Origin of the sequence: Nocardia rhizosphaerae, assembly GCF_042650365.1 — a bacterium.
Classification (GTDB): Bacteria; Actinomycetota; Actinomycetes; order Mycobacteriales; family Mycobacteriaceae; genus Nocardia; species Nocardia rhizosphaerae.
In genome coordinates this window covers 30,181-46,111 of sequence record NZ_JBHSBA010000004.1, presented here as the reverse complement: position 1 = coordinate 46,111, position 15,931 = coordinate 30,181, and the positions used below count along the sequence as shown (strand labels likewise).

18 protein-coding genes are annotated in these 15,931 nt (G+C 69.3%); 9 read left to right on the top strand and 9 right to left on the bottom strand.

All coding sequences use genetic code 11. The features are described from left to right. Positions 1 to 148 precede the first annotated feature (148 nt). Positions 149 to 1,240: a calcium:proton antiporter gene (locus ACFOW8_RS09590; protein ID WP_378548790.1), complete on the bottom strand. Its 1,092-nt coding sequence runs from the start codon at positions 1,238 to 1,240 to the stop codon at positions 149 to 151. A 93-nt stretch (positions 1,241 to 1,333) separates the two neighbouring features. Here ACFOW8_RS09590 and ACFOW8_RS09585 point away from each other — a divergent pair, with 93 nt between their 5' ends. The 4 genes from ACFOW8_RS09585 to ACFOW8_RS09570 all read left to right on the top strand — a co-directional run bounded on the left by ACFOW8_RS09585 (position 1,334) and on the right by ACFOW8_RS09570 (position 4,004). Next, positions 1,334 to 2,002: a phosphate signaling complex PhoU family protein gene (locus ACFOW8_RS09585; RefSeq protein ID WP_378548787.1), complete on the top strand. Its 669-nt coding sequence runs from the start codon at positions 1,334 to 1,336 to the stop codon at positions 2,000 to 2,002. A 202-nt stretch (positions 2,003 to 2,204) separates the two neighbouring features. Next, positions 2,205 to 2,990 (top strand): HNH endonuclease family protein, encoded by a 786-nt coding sequence (locus ACFOW8_RS09580; protein ID WP_378548784.1) that lies wholly within the window; start codon positions 2,205 to 2,207, stop codon positions 2,988 to 2,990. A gap of 35 nt (positions 2,991 to 3,025) precedes the next feature. Continuing rightward, positions 3,026 to 3,250 carry a hypothetical protein gene (locus tag ACFOW8_RS09575; protein WP_378548781.1) on the top strand — a complete coding sequence of 75 codons (225 nt, stop codon included), beginning with the start codon at positions 3,026 to 3,028 and terminating at the stop codon, positions 3,248 to 3,250. Positions 3,251 to 3,275: 25 nt separating this feature from the next. Continuing rightward, positions 3,276 to 4,004 (top strand): phosphatase PAP2 family protein, encoded by a 729-nt coding sequence (locus ACFOW8_RS09570; RefSeq protein WP_378548778.1) that lies wholly within the window; start codon positions 3,276 to 3,278, stop codon positions 4,002 to 4,004. A 35-nt stretch (positions 4,005 to 4,039) separates the two neighbouring features. On the opposite strand, the gene ACFOW8_RS09565 is transcribed toward ACFOW8_RS09570, so the two are convergent. From ACFOW8_RS09565 to ACFOW8_RS09550, 4 genes are all read right to left on the bottom strand, one after another. Then, positions 4,040 to 5,248 carry an FAD-dependent monooxygenase gene (locus tag ACFOW8_RS09565; RefSeq protein WP_378548775.1) on the bottom strand — a complete coding sequence of 403 codons (1,209 nt, stop codon included), beginning with the start codon at positions 5,246 to 5,248 and terminating at the stop codon, positions 4,040 to 4,042. Positions 5,249 to 5,397: 149 nt separating this feature from the next. After that, positions 5,398 to 6,054, bottom strand: a complete 657-nt coding sequence (locus ACFOW8_RS09560) for a PadR family transcriptional regulator (RefSeq protein WP_378548772.1) — start codon at positions 6,052 to 6,054, stop codon at positions 5,398 to 5,400. A 55-nt stretch (positions 6,055 to 6,109) separates the two neighbouring features. Then, complete coding sequence (locus ACFOW8_RS09555) at positions 6,110 to 8,137, bottom strand: MDR family MFS transporter (protein ID WP_449289765.1); 2,028 nt, start codon at positions 8,135 to 8,137, stop codon at positions 6,110 to 6,112. 68 nt (positions 8,138 to 8,205) lie between these two features. After that, complete coding sequence (locus ACFOW8_RS09550; RefSeq protein WP_378548769.1) at positions 8,206 to 8,838, bottom strand: TetR/AcrR family transcriptional regulator; 633 nt, start codon at positions 8,836 to 8,838, stop codon at positions 8,206 to 8,208. A 137-nt stretch (positions 8,839 to 8,975) separates the two neighbouring features. Here ACFOW8_RS09550 and ACFOW8_RS09545 point away from each other — a divergent pair, with 137 nt between their 5' ends. Together ACFOW8_RS09545 and ACFOW8_RS09540 are read left to right on the top strand one after the other, a co-directional pair. Continuing rightward, on the top strand, positions 8,976 to 9,896 hold the full coding sequence (locus ACFOW8_RS09545) for a sigma-70 family RNA polymerase sigma factor (RefSeq protein WP_378548766.1): 921 nt from the start codon (positions 8,976 to 8,978) through the stop codon (positions 9,894 to 9,896). A 41-nt stretch (positions 9,897 to 9,937) separates the two neighbouring features. Then, positions 9,938 to 10,813 (top strand): oxidoreductase, encoded by an 876-nt coding sequence (locus ACFOW8_RS09540; RefSeq protein WP_378548763.1) that lies wholly within the window; start codon positions 9,938 to 9,940, stop codon positions 10,811 to 10,813. Here the strand turns inward: ACFOW8_RS09540 and ACFOW8_RS09535 are convergent. After that, complete coding sequence (locus tag ACFOW8_RS09535; protein WP_378548760.1) at positions 10,801 to 11,625, bottom strand: NADP-dependent oxidoreductase; 825 nt, start codon at positions 11,623 to 11,625, stop codon at positions 10,801 to 10,803. The genes ACFOW8_RS09540 and ACFOW8_RS09535 overlap by 13 nt on opposite strands. A gap of 198 nt (positions 11,626 to 11,823) precedes the next feature. On the opposite strand from ACFOW8_RS09535, the gene ACFOW8_RS09530 reads away from it, so the two are divergent. The 3 genes from ACFOW8_RS09530 to ACFOW8_RS09520 all read left to right on the top strand — a co-directional run bounded on the left by ACFOW8_RS09530 (position 11,824) and on the right by ACFOW8_RS09520 (position 13,651). After that, on the top strand, positions 11,824 to 12,801 hold the full coding sequence (locus ACFOW8_RS09530) for a GlxA family transcriptional regulator (protein WP_378548756.1): 978 nt from the start codon (positions 11,824 to 11,826) through the stop codon (positions 12,799 to 12,801). Between the two features lie 74 nt (positions 12,802 to 12,875). After that, positions 12,876 to 13,301 (top strand): transcriptional regulator, encoded by a 426-nt coding sequence (locus tag ACFOW8_RS09525; RefSeq protein ID WP_378548754.1) that lies wholly within the window; start codon positions 12,876 to 12,878, stop codon positions 13,299 to 13,301. After that, positions 13,298 to 13,651 carry a DUF3817 domain-containing protein gene (locus ACFOW8_RS09520; protein ID WP_378548751.1) on the top strand — a complete coding sequence of 118 codons (354 nt, stop codon included), beginning with the start codon at positions 13,298 to 13,300 and terminating at the stop codon, positions 13,649 to 13,651. Before ACFOW8_RS09525 ends, ACFOW8_RS09520 begins: the two co-directional genes overlap by 4 nt. 63 nt (positions 13,652 to 13,714) lie before the next feature. On the opposite strand, the gene rdgB is transcribed toward ACFOW8_RS09520, so the two are convergent. Genes rdgB through ACFOW8_RS09505 form a run of 3 tightly spaced genes read right to left on the bottom strand, consistent with a single transcriptional unit; the run spans position 13,715 to position 15,869 of the window. Then, the gene (gene rdgB / locus ACFOW8_RS09515) at positions 13,715 to 14,320 is read right to left on the bottom strand and encodes an RdgB/HAM1 family non-canonical purine NTP pyrophosphatase (RefSeq protein WP_378548748.1); all 606 of its coding nucleotides are present in this window, start codon (positions 14,318 to 14,320) and stop codon (positions 13,715 to 13,717) included. A gap of 2 nt (positions 14,321 to 14,322) precedes the next feature. Then, positions 14,323 to 15,087, bottom strand: a complete 765-nt coding sequence (rph, locus tag ACFOW8_RS09510; RefSeq protein WP_378548745.1) for a ribonuclease PH — start codon at positions 15,085 to 15,087, stop codon at positions 14,323 to 14,325. Between the two features lie 17 nt (positions 15,088 to 15,104). Then, complete coding sequence (locus tag ACFOW8_RS09505) at positions 15,105 to 15,869, bottom strand: cyclic nucleotide-degrading phosphodiesterase (protein ID WP_378548742.1); 765 nt, start codon at positions 15,867 to 15,869, stop codon at positions 15,105 to 15,107. Between the last annotated feature and the right edge of the window lie 62 nt (positions 15,870 to 15,931).

The window sequence follows — 15,931 nt, the reverse complement described above, 5'->3', positions numbered from 1 at the left end:
ACCGCACTCTCTGGCTTCGGCGTCGGTGCCAACTCCAGCAAGCTAACCGGTACTCTGCGTCACAACAAAATTTCGGGGTGGTGACGCTCGTCGCTTTTCTGCGGTTCCGCGGACAGAACGATTGTTTATGTGATCTGACCCACCCGCATTACGGACTTGCGGCCAGGAACACAAAGGCCGCGAACACCGCCAGGTGCACACCACCTTGCAACAGGGTGGCGCGCCCCGGCACGATCGTCAGCGTGCTCACCACCACCGTGAGGGCGAGCAGCACCATCTGGGTCGCGCCGAGACCCAGGATCAGCGGCCCCTCCAGCCAAATCGTGGCCACCGCGATCACCGGGATGGTGAGGCCGATGCTCGCCATCGCCGAGCCCATCGCCAGATTCAGCCCGATCTGCACCTGATTGCGCCGCGCCGCGTTGACCGCGGCCAGCGTCTCGGGCAGCAACACCAGCATCGCGATCACCACACCGACGGCCGACGGCGGCAGCCCGGCCGAGGCCACCGCCGATTCCAGCGCGGGCGAGACCACCTTGGCCAGCCCGACCACGCAGATCAAGGCGAGCAGCAGCAGCCCGAGACTGACCAGCGCGGCCCGGTTGGTCGGGGCCGAATCGTGCGGATCGGTCTCGATGACCGCGCCCGCGTCCTCCACCGGAAGGAAATCGTCGCGGTGCCGCACCGTCTGCATCATCACGAACAGCAGGTACAGCGCCAGCGAGGCGACCGCGGCGAAGGCCAGCTGCGCGGTGGAGAACTCCGGGCCGGGCAGGCTGGTGGTGAAGGTGGGCAGCACCAGACTGAGCGTGGCCAGGGTCGCGACGGTCGCCAGTGCCGCGCCGGTGCCCTCGGAGTTGAACACGGCCACCCGCCTGCGTAACGCGCCGACCAGCAGCACCAACCCGAAGATGCCGTTGCAGGTGATCATCACCGCGGCGAACACGGTGTCGCGCGCCAGCGAGGCCGATTTCTCGCCGCCGGAGATCATCATGGTCACGATCAGCGCCACCTCGATCACCGTCACCGCCACCGCGAGGATCAGCGAGCCGAACGGTTCGCCGACCCGGTGCGCGACCACCTCGGCGTGATACACCGCGGCGAGCACCACACCGACCAGCGCGACACTCACCACCGCGACCACCGCCCCCGGCACCGACCGCCCCCAGGTGAGTGTGAGCAGCAGGGCGGCGAGAAAGGGGAGGAGGATGGTCCATCTGGTCGTCAATGCGGCGATCATGATCTCCATCGTTCCAGGTCGGCATGCGCGGGCCCGGCAAGCGCGACCCGAAAGATCGCCGATGGATTCCACCGGCCGCCCCGATGCGGAACAATGCAGGCCGTGCGGACCCAGTTCACCCTCGAGCTCGTCGCGTTGTCGAACGATCTCACCCTGATGTCTCGCCTCGCCCACGATGCGACCGAGCGAATCACCGAGGCACTAGCCGCCGCGGATCTCACCGTGACCTACGAGGTCTTCGCCATCGACGAGCGGCTCCAGCAGATGTTCGCCACCTGCGAGCACCGCACCATGGCACTGCTCGCGCTGCAGGCGCCGGTCGCCCGCGATCTGCGCCATGTGGTCACCACCATCCAGGTCGCCGGTGAGCTCTCGCGCATCGGCAGGCGCACCGAGACCGCGGGCCAGTACGTCTACCGCGCGCACCCCGATCGGGTGGCGCCGGAACCGATTGTGGCCGAGCTGGTGTCGATGGGCACCCTCGCCGCGGAAAGCGTTGCCCAGGTGAGCAATTCGGTGGCGACCGGAAGCTTCCCCGCCGACGACGGCGCCGCGGCGGCGGCGACCATGGAAGCGCTGTGCGGGCAGTTGCGCACCACGCTGACCGCCCACGAATCCGGGATCGACAGCGGCACCGCAATCGATCTGGCCCTGCTCGGCAGTCAGTTCCAGCGATGCGTCGACCATGCCGCCCGGATCGCGCGGCTGATCCAGTTCCTGGACACCGGGATTCCGCCGGAGAGCGGCACCCTGCCGGACTGACACCCACCCGGACGTGACATCTGTCACCCTGGGTTTACCGCTCGCTCGCCTAGGTCACCTCCGTCGATAGGTGAACGCTATTGAGCCGCAATCACATTGCACTGTCCTGTGCCGAAGGTCATAGCCGACAATCGGATACGGTGCCGCCTGCGGCCGTTAGGTTGTGCCGGTTCATTTTCGACGAAGTGTGGGTGGTACGGGCATGAAGTGGTCCTCGATCAGTGGCTCTCCCCTCGGCCGGGCGGTGCTCGCCCTGGCCGGGGCGGTCGTGCTCGCGGTGGTACTGACGGTGACCAATTCGCTACTCGACACGGTGAGCCCCACCGCCCCAGGCCCCGGCCCGGCGAGTGCGATCACGGTGTCGGGCAAGGAGATCGGCGACATGATCGCAACCCTCGTCGTCGCGAAGGAAGGCTCGATGACGGGCTATTCCCGGGACGAGTTCCCGCATTGGGACACCAACAAGCCCGAACACGGTTTCACCGGCGACCTGGCGCAGTACGCCAAATGCACCAGCCGGGAGGTGATGATGCTGCGCGACGCGACCGGCGGGGTCACCCTCGACCCGAAATCCTGTGAACTGTCGGTACCCGCGGGTGCGGGCTGGCAGGACCACTACGGCTTCGTCGACAAGAAGACCGGTCAGCTCGGGCCCTACAAGTTCATCACCGACCCGTCCAAGGTCGATGCCGAGCACATCGTCGCGCTCGCCGAGGCCTGGCGTTCCGGCGCGGCCGACCGCGACGAGGACACTCGCCGCCGCATCGCCAACGACGCACTGAACCTGGTCGCCGCCGACCCGTCGGCCAATCGCTCCAAGGGTGATCAGGATCCGGCGAACTATCTGCCGCCCGGCGAATTCCGGTGTGCCTATGTCGAGCACTACGTGAAGGTCAAGATAAAGTACGCGCTGACCGTTGACACCGCCGAGCACACCGCGTTGCGCACCGCAGTCGAGGACTGCTCCCGACGAGGAGAGTTCAAATAAGCGAGACGATCGAGATCACCGCCGACAGCGCCGTCATGACCGAAGAGGAAGGGACGGTGTCCGGCGAACTCGACGTCATGCTCGACGACGCGGGCCGCGGTCTCGTCCGCTACCGCGGTACCGACACCTGGTACACCATCGGCAACATCGAGGCCGAGCCGCCACGCACCTGGGAGTGTGTCGCCGACCTGGTGAAAGCGATCAAGAAGGTCGCCGGAACACGGGATGTGGCGGGCAACACCGTCGTCTTCGAAGCCTGAGGCCGCACCTGGCAATCTGGTAGTTATGCCGATCGCCTCCCCACCAACCCCGACCCGTGCCCCCGCGTGGTCGTCGCTCGGGCACCGGATGCCGCTCGCGGCGGCACTGCTGGCCACGGGCGCCGTGCTCGTCACGGCGCTCACCTGGCAGGTCGACAACGACGCGGGCATCATCGGCCTCGATCCACGGGTGCTCGACTGGATGCTCGCGCACCGCGGCGAGCCGCTGACCTCGATCGCGCGGATCGTCACCGATCTGGGTGACACGCTGTCGATGACCATCCTGGCCGCGGTGGTCATCTGCTGGTTCGCCGCCCGCCGGGACCTGCCGAACGCGCTGCTGGTCGCGGTGGCCTCGGTGGGCGCCGGAGTCCTGGTGGTGGTCGTCAAGCAGCTCGTCGGCAGGCATCGCCCGCCCGAGGTGACCCGGCTGATGGAGGAGCCGAGCCTGTCCTATCCCTCCGGCCACACCCTCGGCAGCACCGTGGTGATCGGCATCGTGGCGCTCACCGTGATCCCGGGCCTGCGGCACCGGCCGACGCGCCTGGCGGCCACCGTGTTCGCTGTGCTGTTCCCGATCGCGGTGGGCATGTCCCGGATCTACCTGGGCGTGCACTGGTGCACCGATGTGCTCGCCGGTTGGATCTTCGGGGTGTGGTGGTTGCTCCTGTGCGTCACCGCCTTCGCCTGGATCCACCGTGGGCGGCTCGCCCGGCGTGTCGCGGTCGGCACCGGGGCGGCCGAGCGGAGCTAGCCGCTCCCGCCCCGGTGCCCGAACCGGATGCCGGATCAGGACTTCGCGGCCGGTTCCCGCTGAACCGGCGCATCCCAATCAATGCGATACCTGCGCTCGTCCCCCATGGTCTTCTCGGGGTTCATCACGGTTCTGACCATCAGCGGCATCATCGCGTTCATCATCCGGCGCGCGAACGGGCCTGGCGTCTTGCTGTGGTTGATCTTGGCCGCGCGGGCGGTGATCGACTCCACTCTGGTGCGCCGCAACCGCTCATAGGCGGCGAACGCCGCACTCGGCGTGTCGCGGTCGCGCAGGCAGCGGGCCAGTTGCACGGCGCTCTCGATGGCCAGCGACGCGCCCTGCCCCGAGCTGTTCGACGGCGCGTGCACGGCGTCGCCGACCAGCACCATCCGGTCGCGGTACCAGTGCGGCACCGGCGGCATGATATGCAACGCGCCGGTGATCTCCAGGGTCTCGGCGGTGGTGCGGCGGGCGAACTCGCCGCCCGGTGTGTCGGGGGCATAGGTCTCGCGCAGCACCCGCAGCCACTCCGTCGCGGGGACCGCGCGGGCCTCGGTCAGCGAGAGGTACCGCTTGCTCGGCAGGTTGGCGCCCCAGGTGACCCGGCCCTGCGCTTCCTTCCAATACAGGTAGTAGGCCTTGGCGCCGAACGCGAAGACCATGGTGTCGTCGGGCAGGTCGAGTTCGTAGTCGAGCCGGGCGCCGAAACCGAGCATGCCGGTGTAGCCGGGGCCCGGCGCGCCCGGATCGATGAGTCCGCGGACGGTCGAGCGGATGCCGTCGGCGCCGATCAGGATGTCGGCGGTGGCGGTGCTGCCGTCGGCGAAGTGGGCGGTGACCCCGGTGGACTGCTCGTCGACCCGGACCAGCCGCTTGCCGTAACTGAAGGGCACACCGGCGGCGACCGCGTGATCGTGCAGGACCCGGTGCAGCGCACCGCGGTCGACGACCTGCAGGGGCGGCTGATCGGCGAGTACCGGCAGGACGTGTTCGCGGCCGCCGACGGCGAGCCGCATCCCGGCCACGGGCAGCGCGATCCGGCGCACGGCATCGCCCGCGCCGAGCAGATCCAGGGCGGCGACCCCGTTGGGGGCCAGCGCGAGCCCGGAGCCGATCCCCTCCGACGGCCCGGAGTAGGCCTCGTGGACGTGGGCGTCGATCCCCGCCTTGCGCAGGGCGGTAGCCGCGACGGGACCGGCGATGCCGCCGCCGATGACGAGTGCGGAACGAGTGGTGGACATGGGTGATCTCCAGATCTGTGTCTGCGTCACCCGGGCTATTGTGTGGGTGCCAGCCTCGCCAGCCGGGTGCGCGCATGCGTGTGAACACGGGTGTCGGGACGGTTGCCTCGGTCCGGTGGGGTGTTGCCGCACCGCACCGGACCGAGGGTCTATTCGGGGTGAATCCGGTCGTTCCCCCCTTCGGCGAGTTCGGGAATCCGGTCGGCGGGCATCCCTTCGGCGTGCCACTGCCGCCACATCTGCAGGCCGTCGAACGTGCCGGCGCGGAGTTCGTCGCGCAGCGAACGGGCCCATCGCGCTTCGGCTTCCAGCATCGCCAGCCCGTATTCGGACTCGACGACGAACAGCCGCGGCAGGGTGCCCGCCAGCCCGGCGAGGTCGGTCCTGGTGCGGTCGATCACCTGCTCCAGCGCCGTGACCCGGCGGCCGAGCAGTTCGATCACCTCGTCCGGCGGGAGCACGGCGAGCACCGAGAGGCCTGCGGTGAACCGGTGGTGTTCGGGCTCCGGCGAGGCGAGCAGTTCCCTGGTCCAATCGGCCATCTCGGCGCGCCCGGCGTCGGTGATCCGGTAGATCACCCGCTCCGGTCGCGCGCCGTCCCGCTCACTACCGACGACCTCGAGGAAACCGGCCTTGGCCATGTTCTGGACCACCGTGTAGAGCGAGCCCCACTTGATGTCCATGTCCTTGTCTTTGCCGTGCGCGCGCAGGGTGGCAGCGATCTCGTAGCGGTGCATCGGCCGTTGCACGATCACCGACAGCACGGCGAGCGCGAGCAGGTTGTTCACCTTGCGCTTCGTGGCCATCGCCGCCTCCTTACTCGTCTACGAATATACGTCGACGAGTATTCGGCGACAACCCTCAGACCTTGACCGGCTCGGCGTCGGCCCCCTGCTCGAGCAGCTTGCCCGCGATAGTGGACAGCGCCTCGTCGAGCAGCGCGCGATCGGCGGGATCCTCGTAGTTCCAGTCGTCGAGCCGATCACCCAGCCAGCGCCGCCAGCCCTGGCGCAGCACGTCGATCTCGACGGTGCCCTGCTCGGTCAGCGACAGCGCGCCCGCGTCGTCACGGAGCAGGCCGCCGTCGACGGCGTGCCGGAAGACCGGCGCCAGCACCTCCACCGGCAGCCGGTGCCGGAAGGCGATGGCGTGCACCGTGGCACGTTGGCCCTGCTTGTCGTAGAGGTACACCTGTCCGAGCGCCCAGGCCGCGTCGGGGCCGAGCGTGCTGCCCGAGGCCCGGATCAGCTCGGGAATGATCGGCTTGGCCGCCCTCGCCTTGCGCACCGTCGCCGCGACCGCGCGTTCCAGCTGCACCACCCGGTCGTCGGAGTCGGGCAACGAGAAGCCCTCGCCGATATCGTCCGCGCCGTGCCTGGCGCTGTCGCGCAACCGCACCTGCGGCAGGAACCAGGCCACGACGAACCCGACCAGCGCCACCGGGATCACCCACCGGAAGACGTAGCCGATCGAGCTCGCGTACGCGTCGATGATCGGCGCGGCCTGCTCGATCGGCAGCTCACGCAGCAATCGCGGGTTCACGGCCACCTCGGGTGTGACGCCGGGTGCCTGCCGCAGCGCCTCCGTCAGCGCGGGTTCGCTCCGATTGCTGTACAGGGTGCCGAACACGGCGGTGCCGAACGCGCTTCCGAGGGTGCGGAAGAAAGTGACGCCGGAGGTGGCGGTACCGAGATCGGCGTAGGGCACCGTGTTCTGCACGACGATGGTGAGCACCTGCATCGACAGGCCGAGGCCCGCGCCGAGGATCAGCATGTACAGCGATTCCAGCCAGATACTGGTCTGACGGCCCATCGTCGACATCAGGGCGAGGCCGAGCGCGAGCACCGCCATGCCGACGATCGGGAAGTAGCGGTAGTGCCCGGTGCGCCCGACCACCTGGCCGGAGAAGATCGAGGTGATGAACAGGCCGACGACCAGCGGGAGCGTCCTGACTCCCGAGACGGTCGCGGTGGCGCCGTCGACGTACTGGAGGTAGGCGGGCAGATAGGTCATCGAGCCGAGCATTGCGAAGCCGACGATGAAGCTGAGCACCGAGGACACGGTGAACACCCGGCTGCCGAACAGCCGCATGGGCAGCATCGGCGCCACCGCCCGGTTCTCCACCCGCACGAACGCGATCAGCAGCAGCACCGCGAGTACGAACAGCCCGATGATCTGCCAGGAGCCCCACGGATATTCGTTGCCGCCGAACTCGAGGCCGAGGATCAGCGCCGAGACACCGAGCGCGACGAGCCCGATGCCGAGGTAGTCGATCACCGGCCTGGCCACCGAGCGCAGCTTCGGCAGCGTCCGCGCTGCCATCGCGATCATGAGGATCGCGAGCGGGACGTTGACGTAGAAGCACCATCGCCAGCTCGCGTGGTCGGTGAACAGTCCACCGAGGGTGGGTCCGACGACGGTGGTGATGCCGAAGACCGCACCGAGCGCGCCCTGATACTTGCCACGTTCACGCAGCGGGATGGTGTCGGCGATCAGAGCCATCGAGGTGACCATCAAGCCGCCCGCACCGATGCCCTGGATCCCCCGTGCCACGATCAGCACGCCCATGCCGGGCGCGAGCCCGGCCAGCGCGGAGCCGACGATGAAGATCAGGCCGCTCACCTGGAACAGCAGTTTGCGGCCGAACAGATCGCCGAGTTTGCCTGCGAGCACGGTCGCGACGGCTTCGGCGAGCAGATAAGCCGTCACCACCCAGGCCATGTGGCCCGCACTACCGAGGTCGGCCACGATGGAGGGCAGCGCCGCCGACACGATGGTCTGATCGAGCGCCGCCATGAGCATGCCGAGCACGACCGTGGCGAAGATGATGTTGATCTTGGCCTTGCTCATCGGCGCGACGGGCTCGTCTACAACGACACCATCCGGCATGGCCCCAGTATGGGCGTTCCTGCCGCGCCACCGAGTTCAGTGACACGGCAGCAAATCACCAACGATCCTCAGCGCACGGCGTAGTCACCGAGCCCTGGTTCCAGCGCATCGAACGCGACGCGGGCGTACTCGGCCAAGGCCGTAGCGATCTCGGCGTTCGGCTGACCGTCGAGGGTGCGGCGCAGGATCTCCTCGAACAGCACCCGGTGCACCCCGGCGAGCTGGGCCGCGGCCACCCGCGGGGTGATGTCGGCCTGCGCGGCGCCGGTGTCCTCGGCCAGCGCGCGGGCCAGCGCGGTCTCGCGGTCCTCGTTGAACTCGCGCAGCCGCGCCACCAGGGCGGGACTGTCGGTGATCATCTTCGCGAACGGCAGGCCGCTGAATCCGATCACCTGGTCCTCGGCGGCCACGGCCGCGAGGTAGGCGCGGCGCAGAGCGGCCAGCGCCGACTCCCCCGGTGCGCGATCGCGCACCACGGCGGCGAGCTGTTCGACGTAGACCTCGCCGAGGTCGAGGGCGAGGTCCTCCTTGCGCGGGAAGTAGTTGGTGACAGTCATCTTGGCCACCTCGGCAGCCGCGGCGACATCGGCGATGGTGACTCTGTCGAATCCGCGGGCCAGGAACAGCTCGGTCGCCCGGTGCGAGATCTGCTCCCTGGTCTGCTGTTTCTTCCTGGCGCGTAACCCCTGCTGCGTGGTCATGCCATCACCATAGCTGAAGTCGTCCCATATTTATGCTTGACATATTTTTAGGTTCCACCTAAGTTTGTGTTCGCCGCCGGGTAGGGGCGATCCGCCGCCCCACCCATCCCCCCGATACCCGCCGCCTGGGAGTCCTCTTGCCTGTCACCACCGACCCCGTCCGCGACTATCTGACCGCCATCGCACGCACTCCCCTGCTCACTCCCGCCGAGGAGTACGCGCTCGCCGTGCGTGTCGCCGCGGGGATCGAGGCCCGCGCCGAGCTGGACGAGAACGCCGTCGGCGGTGTCGAACCGAGTGCGGCGCGGCGAGAGCTGCTGCACCGCACCGAGACCGATGGCCTGCGCGCCAAGGACCAGATGGTGCGGGCGAATCTGCGCCTTGTCGTCTCGATCGCGCGCCGGTTCCCGACGAACACCGGGATGTCGCTGCTGGATCTGATCCAGGAGGGCACGCTCGGCCTGATGCGGGCGGTGGAGAAGTTCGACCACCGGCGCGGGCTCAAGCTCTCGACCTACGCCACCTACTGGATCCGGCAGTCGATCGGCCGCGCGCTGACCGATCAGGGTCGCGCGATCCGGCTGCCCTCCAACGTGGCCGACGTGCTGCACCGGGTGATCCGGGTCCGCCGCGAGCTCACCCATCGGCTCGGCCGCGCGGTCACCGTCGAGGAGCTGGCCGCGACCGCCGAGCTCACCGTCGCCCAGGTCGAGGCGATGCTGCGGTACGAGGCCGAGCCGGTGTCGCTGCACGCGCCCGTCGGCGAGGACACCGAACTCGGCGCCCTGCTCCCCGATGCCACGCCGTCGCCCGCGGAGGTGGTCGCCGAGCGGATGCTCCCCGGCCAGCTGGCCGCCGCGCTGGCCGGGCTCACCGACCGCGAGTCCGCGGTGATCCGCCTGCGCTACGGTCTGGATCGCGGCGAGGGTCGCACGCTGGAGGAGGTGGGGTCCGAGCTCGGCGTCTCACGGGAACGAGCCCGCCAGATCGAGGCGAAGGCGATGACCAAGCTCCGCAGGCCCGGATGTGCCCGTAGGCTGGCGGGGCTGCTCGACTGAACCCTATGCGCCGATCTTACCGAAGAGTAAGATCCGGGGGCATGGCATGGAAACCATCTGAAATCGCGGACCAGACCGGGCGCACGTTCGTGATCACCGGGGCCAACGGCGGCCTCGGCACCGAAACCACCAAGGTGCTGGCAGGCAAGGGCGCCACCGTGATCATGGCCTGCCGCAACGCGGCCAAGGCACAGCCGATCGCCGACGCCATCCCCGGTGACGTCCGGGTGGCCGCGCTCGACCTGGCCGACCTGGCTTCCGTGCGCGCCTTCGCCGAGCAGCAGGGCGAATTCGACGTGCTGATCAACAACGCGGGCCTGATGAACATCCCGTTCTCCCGCACCGCCGACGGCTTCGAGACCCAGTTCGGTGTCAACCACCTCGGTCATTTCGCGCTCACCGGCCTGCTGCTCGACCGCATCGGCGACCGGGTGGTGACCCTGGCCAGCATCGCGCACAAGCAGACGCCGAAGCTCTGGATCGACGACCTCAACTACGAACACCGCCGCTACCAGCGCAATCTCGCCTACGCCCAGGCCAAGCTGGCCAATCTGATGTTCGCCCGCGAACTGCAGCACCGGCTCACCGCCGCCGGTTCGGCGACCAGGTCCTACGCGGTGCATCCCGGCGTCTCGGCGACCGACCTGTTCGCCCGCACCGAAACCCTGCTGGACAAGGTGAGCAAGCCGGTGATCAAACTCGTCGGCCATCCGCCCGCCCGCGCCGCGCACTCCACCCTGTTCGCGGCGACCGAACCCGACGCCGACCCGACCGTCTACTGGGGCCCCAACCGGTGGATGCAGTCCCAGGGTCCGGTCGAGCCGTGCCCGTCCAGCGGGCTTTCCCGCGATCGCGACCTGCAACGCAGGCTGTGGGAGGAATCCGAGCGGATGACCGGGATCGCCTACAAGTTCTGATCGACCGAGAGCACGATCTTGCCGCGGGTGCGCTGGTTGTCGGCGATGTCGTGCGCCTTGGCGGCCAGTTCCAGCGGCAGCACGGTGTCCACGTGGACCCGCAGCGCGCCTGCGTCCACCAGGACGGCGACCGCGAGCATGCTCGCCCGATCGGCCTCGACGATCATGAAGCCCGCCCGCAGCCCGAGCGGGCGGGCCGCCGCGGCCAGCGCGGCCTCCGCCGGTGATGCCAGCGACACCACCACGCCGCCCTGGCGCAGGGTGCGCAGGGAGCGCGGACCGTATTCGCCGCCGACCGTGTCGAGGACGACGTCGATATCGCGCACGGTCTCGGCGAAATCGGTCTCGGTGTAGTCGATGACCTCGTCGGCACCCAGTTCGCGCACGAACTCGTGGTTGTCGGCCCTGGCCGTTCCGATCACATAAGCGCCACGGGCCTTGGCGATCTGCACCGCCACGTGTCCGACTCCGCCCGCGGCGGCGTGGATCAACACCCGCTGACCTGGCCGCACCTCGGCGGTGTCGACCAACGCCTGCCAGGCGGTGAGCGCGACCAGCGGCAGCGCGGCGGCCTCGATGTGACTCAGCGTCGCCGGCTTGCGCGCGAGATGGCGGGCGGGCGCGGTGACGTACTCGGCGTAGGTCCCCGCGGCCTTCGGCAGCCGCGGCATGCCGAACACCTCGTCGCCGGGCGCGAACAGGGTGACGCCGGGACCGACCGCCTCGACCACTCCTGAGACATCCCAGCCGAGCGGGACGATGGTGCCGAACAGACCGCCGGTCGCGCGGTGCCAGGAATCGGTGGGGTTCACCCCCGCCGCCCGACCCGGATCAGCACCTCGGCCGGGCCCGGCTCCGGCCGCTCGATCTCGACCACCCGCAGCACCTCAGGTCCGCCCAAGGTGTCCTGTCCGATCGCGCGCATGTCATCTCTCCTGTGTCCGTGTGAGTGCTACGGGAGACAACGATGCCGTGACGTCGGAGCGCGAACGAGTGGCAAGATAGACAATATGTGCAAGAATCTTGCCATGCATCGCGTGGTGGTTCTGGCCCTGGACGGGGTGTATCCCTTCGAGCTCGGCATTCCGGCCAAGATCTTCGGGACCGCGACCACCGAGGACGGCGGCCCGCTCTACGACATCCGCACCTGCAGCCTCGACGGGGCATCGGTGCGCACCGATGCCGACTACGCGATCGCGGTCACCTCGGACAGCCGCGCACTCGCCGAGGCCGACACGGTCGTCATCCCGCCGTTCTCCGACTGTGACGCCGACATCGACTGGCTGCCCGCGGAACTGGCCGCGGCCATGGCCCTGATCCCGCCCACCGCGCGGATCGTCACCATCTGCACCGCCGCCTTCGTCCTCGCCGCCCTCGGCCTGCTCGACGACCGGCCCGCCACCACCCATTGGAAGCAGGCCGACCGATTCCGCGCGCAGTTCCCGCGGGTGCGGATGGACGCCGACGTGCTGTTCGTCGACGACGACCGCATCCTCACCGCCGCGGGCAGCGCGGCAGGCATCGACCTGTGCCTGCACCTGGTGCGCCGCGATCACGGCAGCGCGGTGGCCAACCGGGTCGCCCGGCTGTGCATCGTGCCGCCGTGGCGCGAGGGCGGGCAGGCCCAGTTCATCGACCGGCCGGTGCCGGAGCCGAACGCCGCGAGCACCGCCGCCACCCGGGCCTGGGCGATCACCCGGCTCGATCAGCCCTTGTCGCTGGCCGAACTCGCCGCGCACGCCAGGATGAGTGTGCGCACGTTCTGCCGTCACTTCCGCGCGGAAACCGGGCTGCCGCCGGGCCAATGGCTGACCCAGCGGCGCGTCGATCATGCCCGCCACCTGCTCGAAGCCACCGAGCTGCCGATCGACCGGGTGGCCGCCGAGTCCGGTCTCGGCACCGCGGCCTCGCTGCGCCAGCACCTGGCCGCCACCGTCGGGGTCTCGCCGTCGGCCTATCGGCAGACCTTCGCCCGAACCCCGCGCTGACCCGATGTGACGCCGGGCTCTCCCGCCCACACCTGCTCCTACGTCGCGTGTAGTAGGCAGGTACCGTGGAGCGCGTGTCCGCTGCACCGCACCGTCCCGCGCACAATCGGCCCGCCCTGATCGCGCTGGTCGTTGTCGTCTTCGTGGGATGTCTCGCGCTGGCCTGGTGGCAGTGGGAGCGGTTCGAATCGGCGTCGGGCACCGGCCAGAACCTGGGCTACGCCCTGCAGTGGCCGCTGTTCGCCGCGTTCGCGGTGTTCGCCTATGTGCGGTTCGTCCGGCTCGAACGGGAGGCCGAGGAACCCGCGGCACCGCTGCGGGCGAAGGAAGCGCCGCGTGAGATCCCCGCCGGGATTCTGCCGGAGCGCCCGACCGCAGCGCCCGCCGACGACCCGGAGACGGTCGCCTACAACCAGTACCTGGCGCACCTGCACGCCAGCGACATCGAGACGCAGGTCCGCTCGGCCGACCTGCACAGCACCGAGAGGAACGCCGGGTGACCACCGACGAAGACACCACAACCGCCGCGCCCGCGGTCGGCACCGCCAAGATCGGCTCGGCCCTGCAGCGCTATCGGGTGCTGGCCTGGGTCACCGGTATGTGGCTGCTGCTGCTCACCGGCGAGATGATCGCCAAGTACGGCTTCGGCGTCGACACCCCGAGCTGGATCGCGGTCGTGCACGGCTGGGTGTACTTCGCCTACCTGCTGGTCACCGCCGATCTGGCGGTGAAGGTGCGCTGGCCGATCGGCCGCACGGTGGGCACCCTCATCGCGGGCACCATCCCGCTGCTGTCGTTCTTCGTCGAGCACCGTAACGCGAAGGACGTCAAAGCACAGTACGGCCTCTGACTCCACCTACGCCGATCGCCGCCGCCCGGACAACCGGGTCGGCGGCGATCGTTGTTTCGCGACTCAGACCAGCGCGGACAGTGCGGGCAGGAGCTGGATCAGCGCCCGGCCGCGATGGGACACCGCGTCTTTCTCGGCGGGCGTGAGCTCGGCCGCGCTGCCGGTACCGCCCTCGGGGCGGAACAACGGGTCGTAGCCGAAGCCGCCTGCCCCGGCGGGCTCGCGCGCGATGCTGCCGCGCCACTCCCCGCGCGCCACGGTGGTGGTGCCGTCGGGCAGCACCAGCGCACACGTCGAGACGAACGCCGCGCCGCGCCGCTCGTCGGGGACGTCGCCGAGCTGACCGAGCAGCAGCGCGTTGTTGGCGGCGTCGTCACCGTGGCGGCCGGACCAGCGGGCCGACAGCACACCGGGCATGCCGTTGAGCGCGTCCACCTCGATCCCGGAGTCGTCTGCCACACAGGGCAATCCGGTCGCGACGGCACCGTCGCGTGCCTTGGCGATCGCGTTCTCCTCGAAGGTGGCCCCGGTTTCCGGCGCCTCCGCGTAGGGCGGCACATCGGCCAGGCTCACCAGCTCGATTCCGGCCACCCCGGCCTCGTCGAGGATGCGCCGCAGTTCCTTCAGCTTCTTGGCGTTGCGACTGGCGACCAGCACCCGTGCGGCCACCGCTACTTCTTTCCGGCAGGCTCGGGCAACACACCGGGGTAGGGCTGCGCGAGGGCTTCCTTCTGCACCGCGAACAGCTGCTCACAACCGGCGAGCGCGGAATCGAGCAGCTTGTCCAGCGTCGAGCGCGGGAATGTCGCACCCTCACCGGTGCCCTGGATCTCGACCAGGGTGCCGGTATCGGTGGCCACCACGTTCATGTCGACCTCAGCGCGCGAATCCTCCTCGTACGGCAGGTCGAGGCGCACCCTGCCGTCGACGACGCCGACGCTCACCGCGGCGATCATGCACGAGATCGGTTGCGGGTCGGCCAGTTTCCCCGCGGCGGCCAGGTAGGTCACCGCGTCGGACAGCGCCACGTAGGCGCCGGTGATGGCGGCGGTCCTGGTGCCACCGTCGGCCTGCAGTACATCGCAATCGATGGCGATGGTGTTCTCGCCGAGCGCGGCCAGATCGATGCAGGCCCGCAGCGACCGCCCGATCAGCCTGCTGATCTCCTGGGTGCGGCCGCCGACCTTGCCCTTCACCGACTCACGACCGCTACGGGTATGCGTGGCGGCGGGCAGCATCGCGTATTCCGCGGTGAGCCAGCCCAGCCCGGAATCCCGGCGCCACGGCGGCACACCCTCGGTCACACTGGCCGTACACATCACCCTGGTCTGCCCGAACTCCACCAGCACCGACCCCGCTGGATGCGTGGTGAAGCCACGGGTGATCCTTACCTCGCGGAGTTCGTCATCCGCCCTACCATCGGCTCGTCTCGACACACGGGTAGCTTAGGTGCCTAGAGGTCGAAGGTCTCGCCCGGGGAGACGGCGTGGACAGGGCCCGCGAACGCCGCCTTGGCCTCGGCGATGACGTCCTCGCGCGAGGTCCACGGGGGAATGTGGGTGAGCAGCAGTTCCTTCGCCCCGGCGCGGGTGGCGATTTCGCCCGCCTCGGTGCCCGAAAGGTGAATGCCCGGCGGACGATTCGCCGGATCGTGGGTCCACGACGCCTCCGACATCAGCACATCGGCGCCCTCGGCCAGCTCGACGACGGCATCGCACATGGCCGTGTCGCCGGTGTAGACGAACACGCGGCCGTCGGCGGCGGTGATCCGCAGCCCGTAGGACTCCGGCGGGTGGTACATCCGGCGCGCTTCGACCGTGTGGCCCGGACCGAACGAAACCGGGACGTTCTCGACCCAGGCCTGCGAGTCGATCACATCGGACCAGTCGTCGGTCTCGCCGCCGATCTCGGCGGAGGCGTTGCCGATGCGCAACGCCGCGTCGGACGGGCCACGCACCAGCGCCCTGCCCTGCGGCGGGTTCGGGTGGTAGCGGCGCCAGACCAACAGCGCGGGCAGGTCGAGGCAGTGGTCGGCGTGCAGGTGGGTGAGGAAGATGTCGACGTCACCCGGATTCAGGTGTTTTTGCAGCGCGCCGAAGATGCCGGGCCCGAAGTCGATGACGGTGGGCCTCATGTCCGGGCCGGTCAGCAGGTAGCCCGACGCTGGGGAGTCCGGGCCGGACACACTGCCCGAGCACCCGAGGACGGTAAGGCGCATGCCCCCATGCTGCCACGACGTGCTGGTGCTCAATGCAGGATCCCCCCAAATTCCAGACCGGA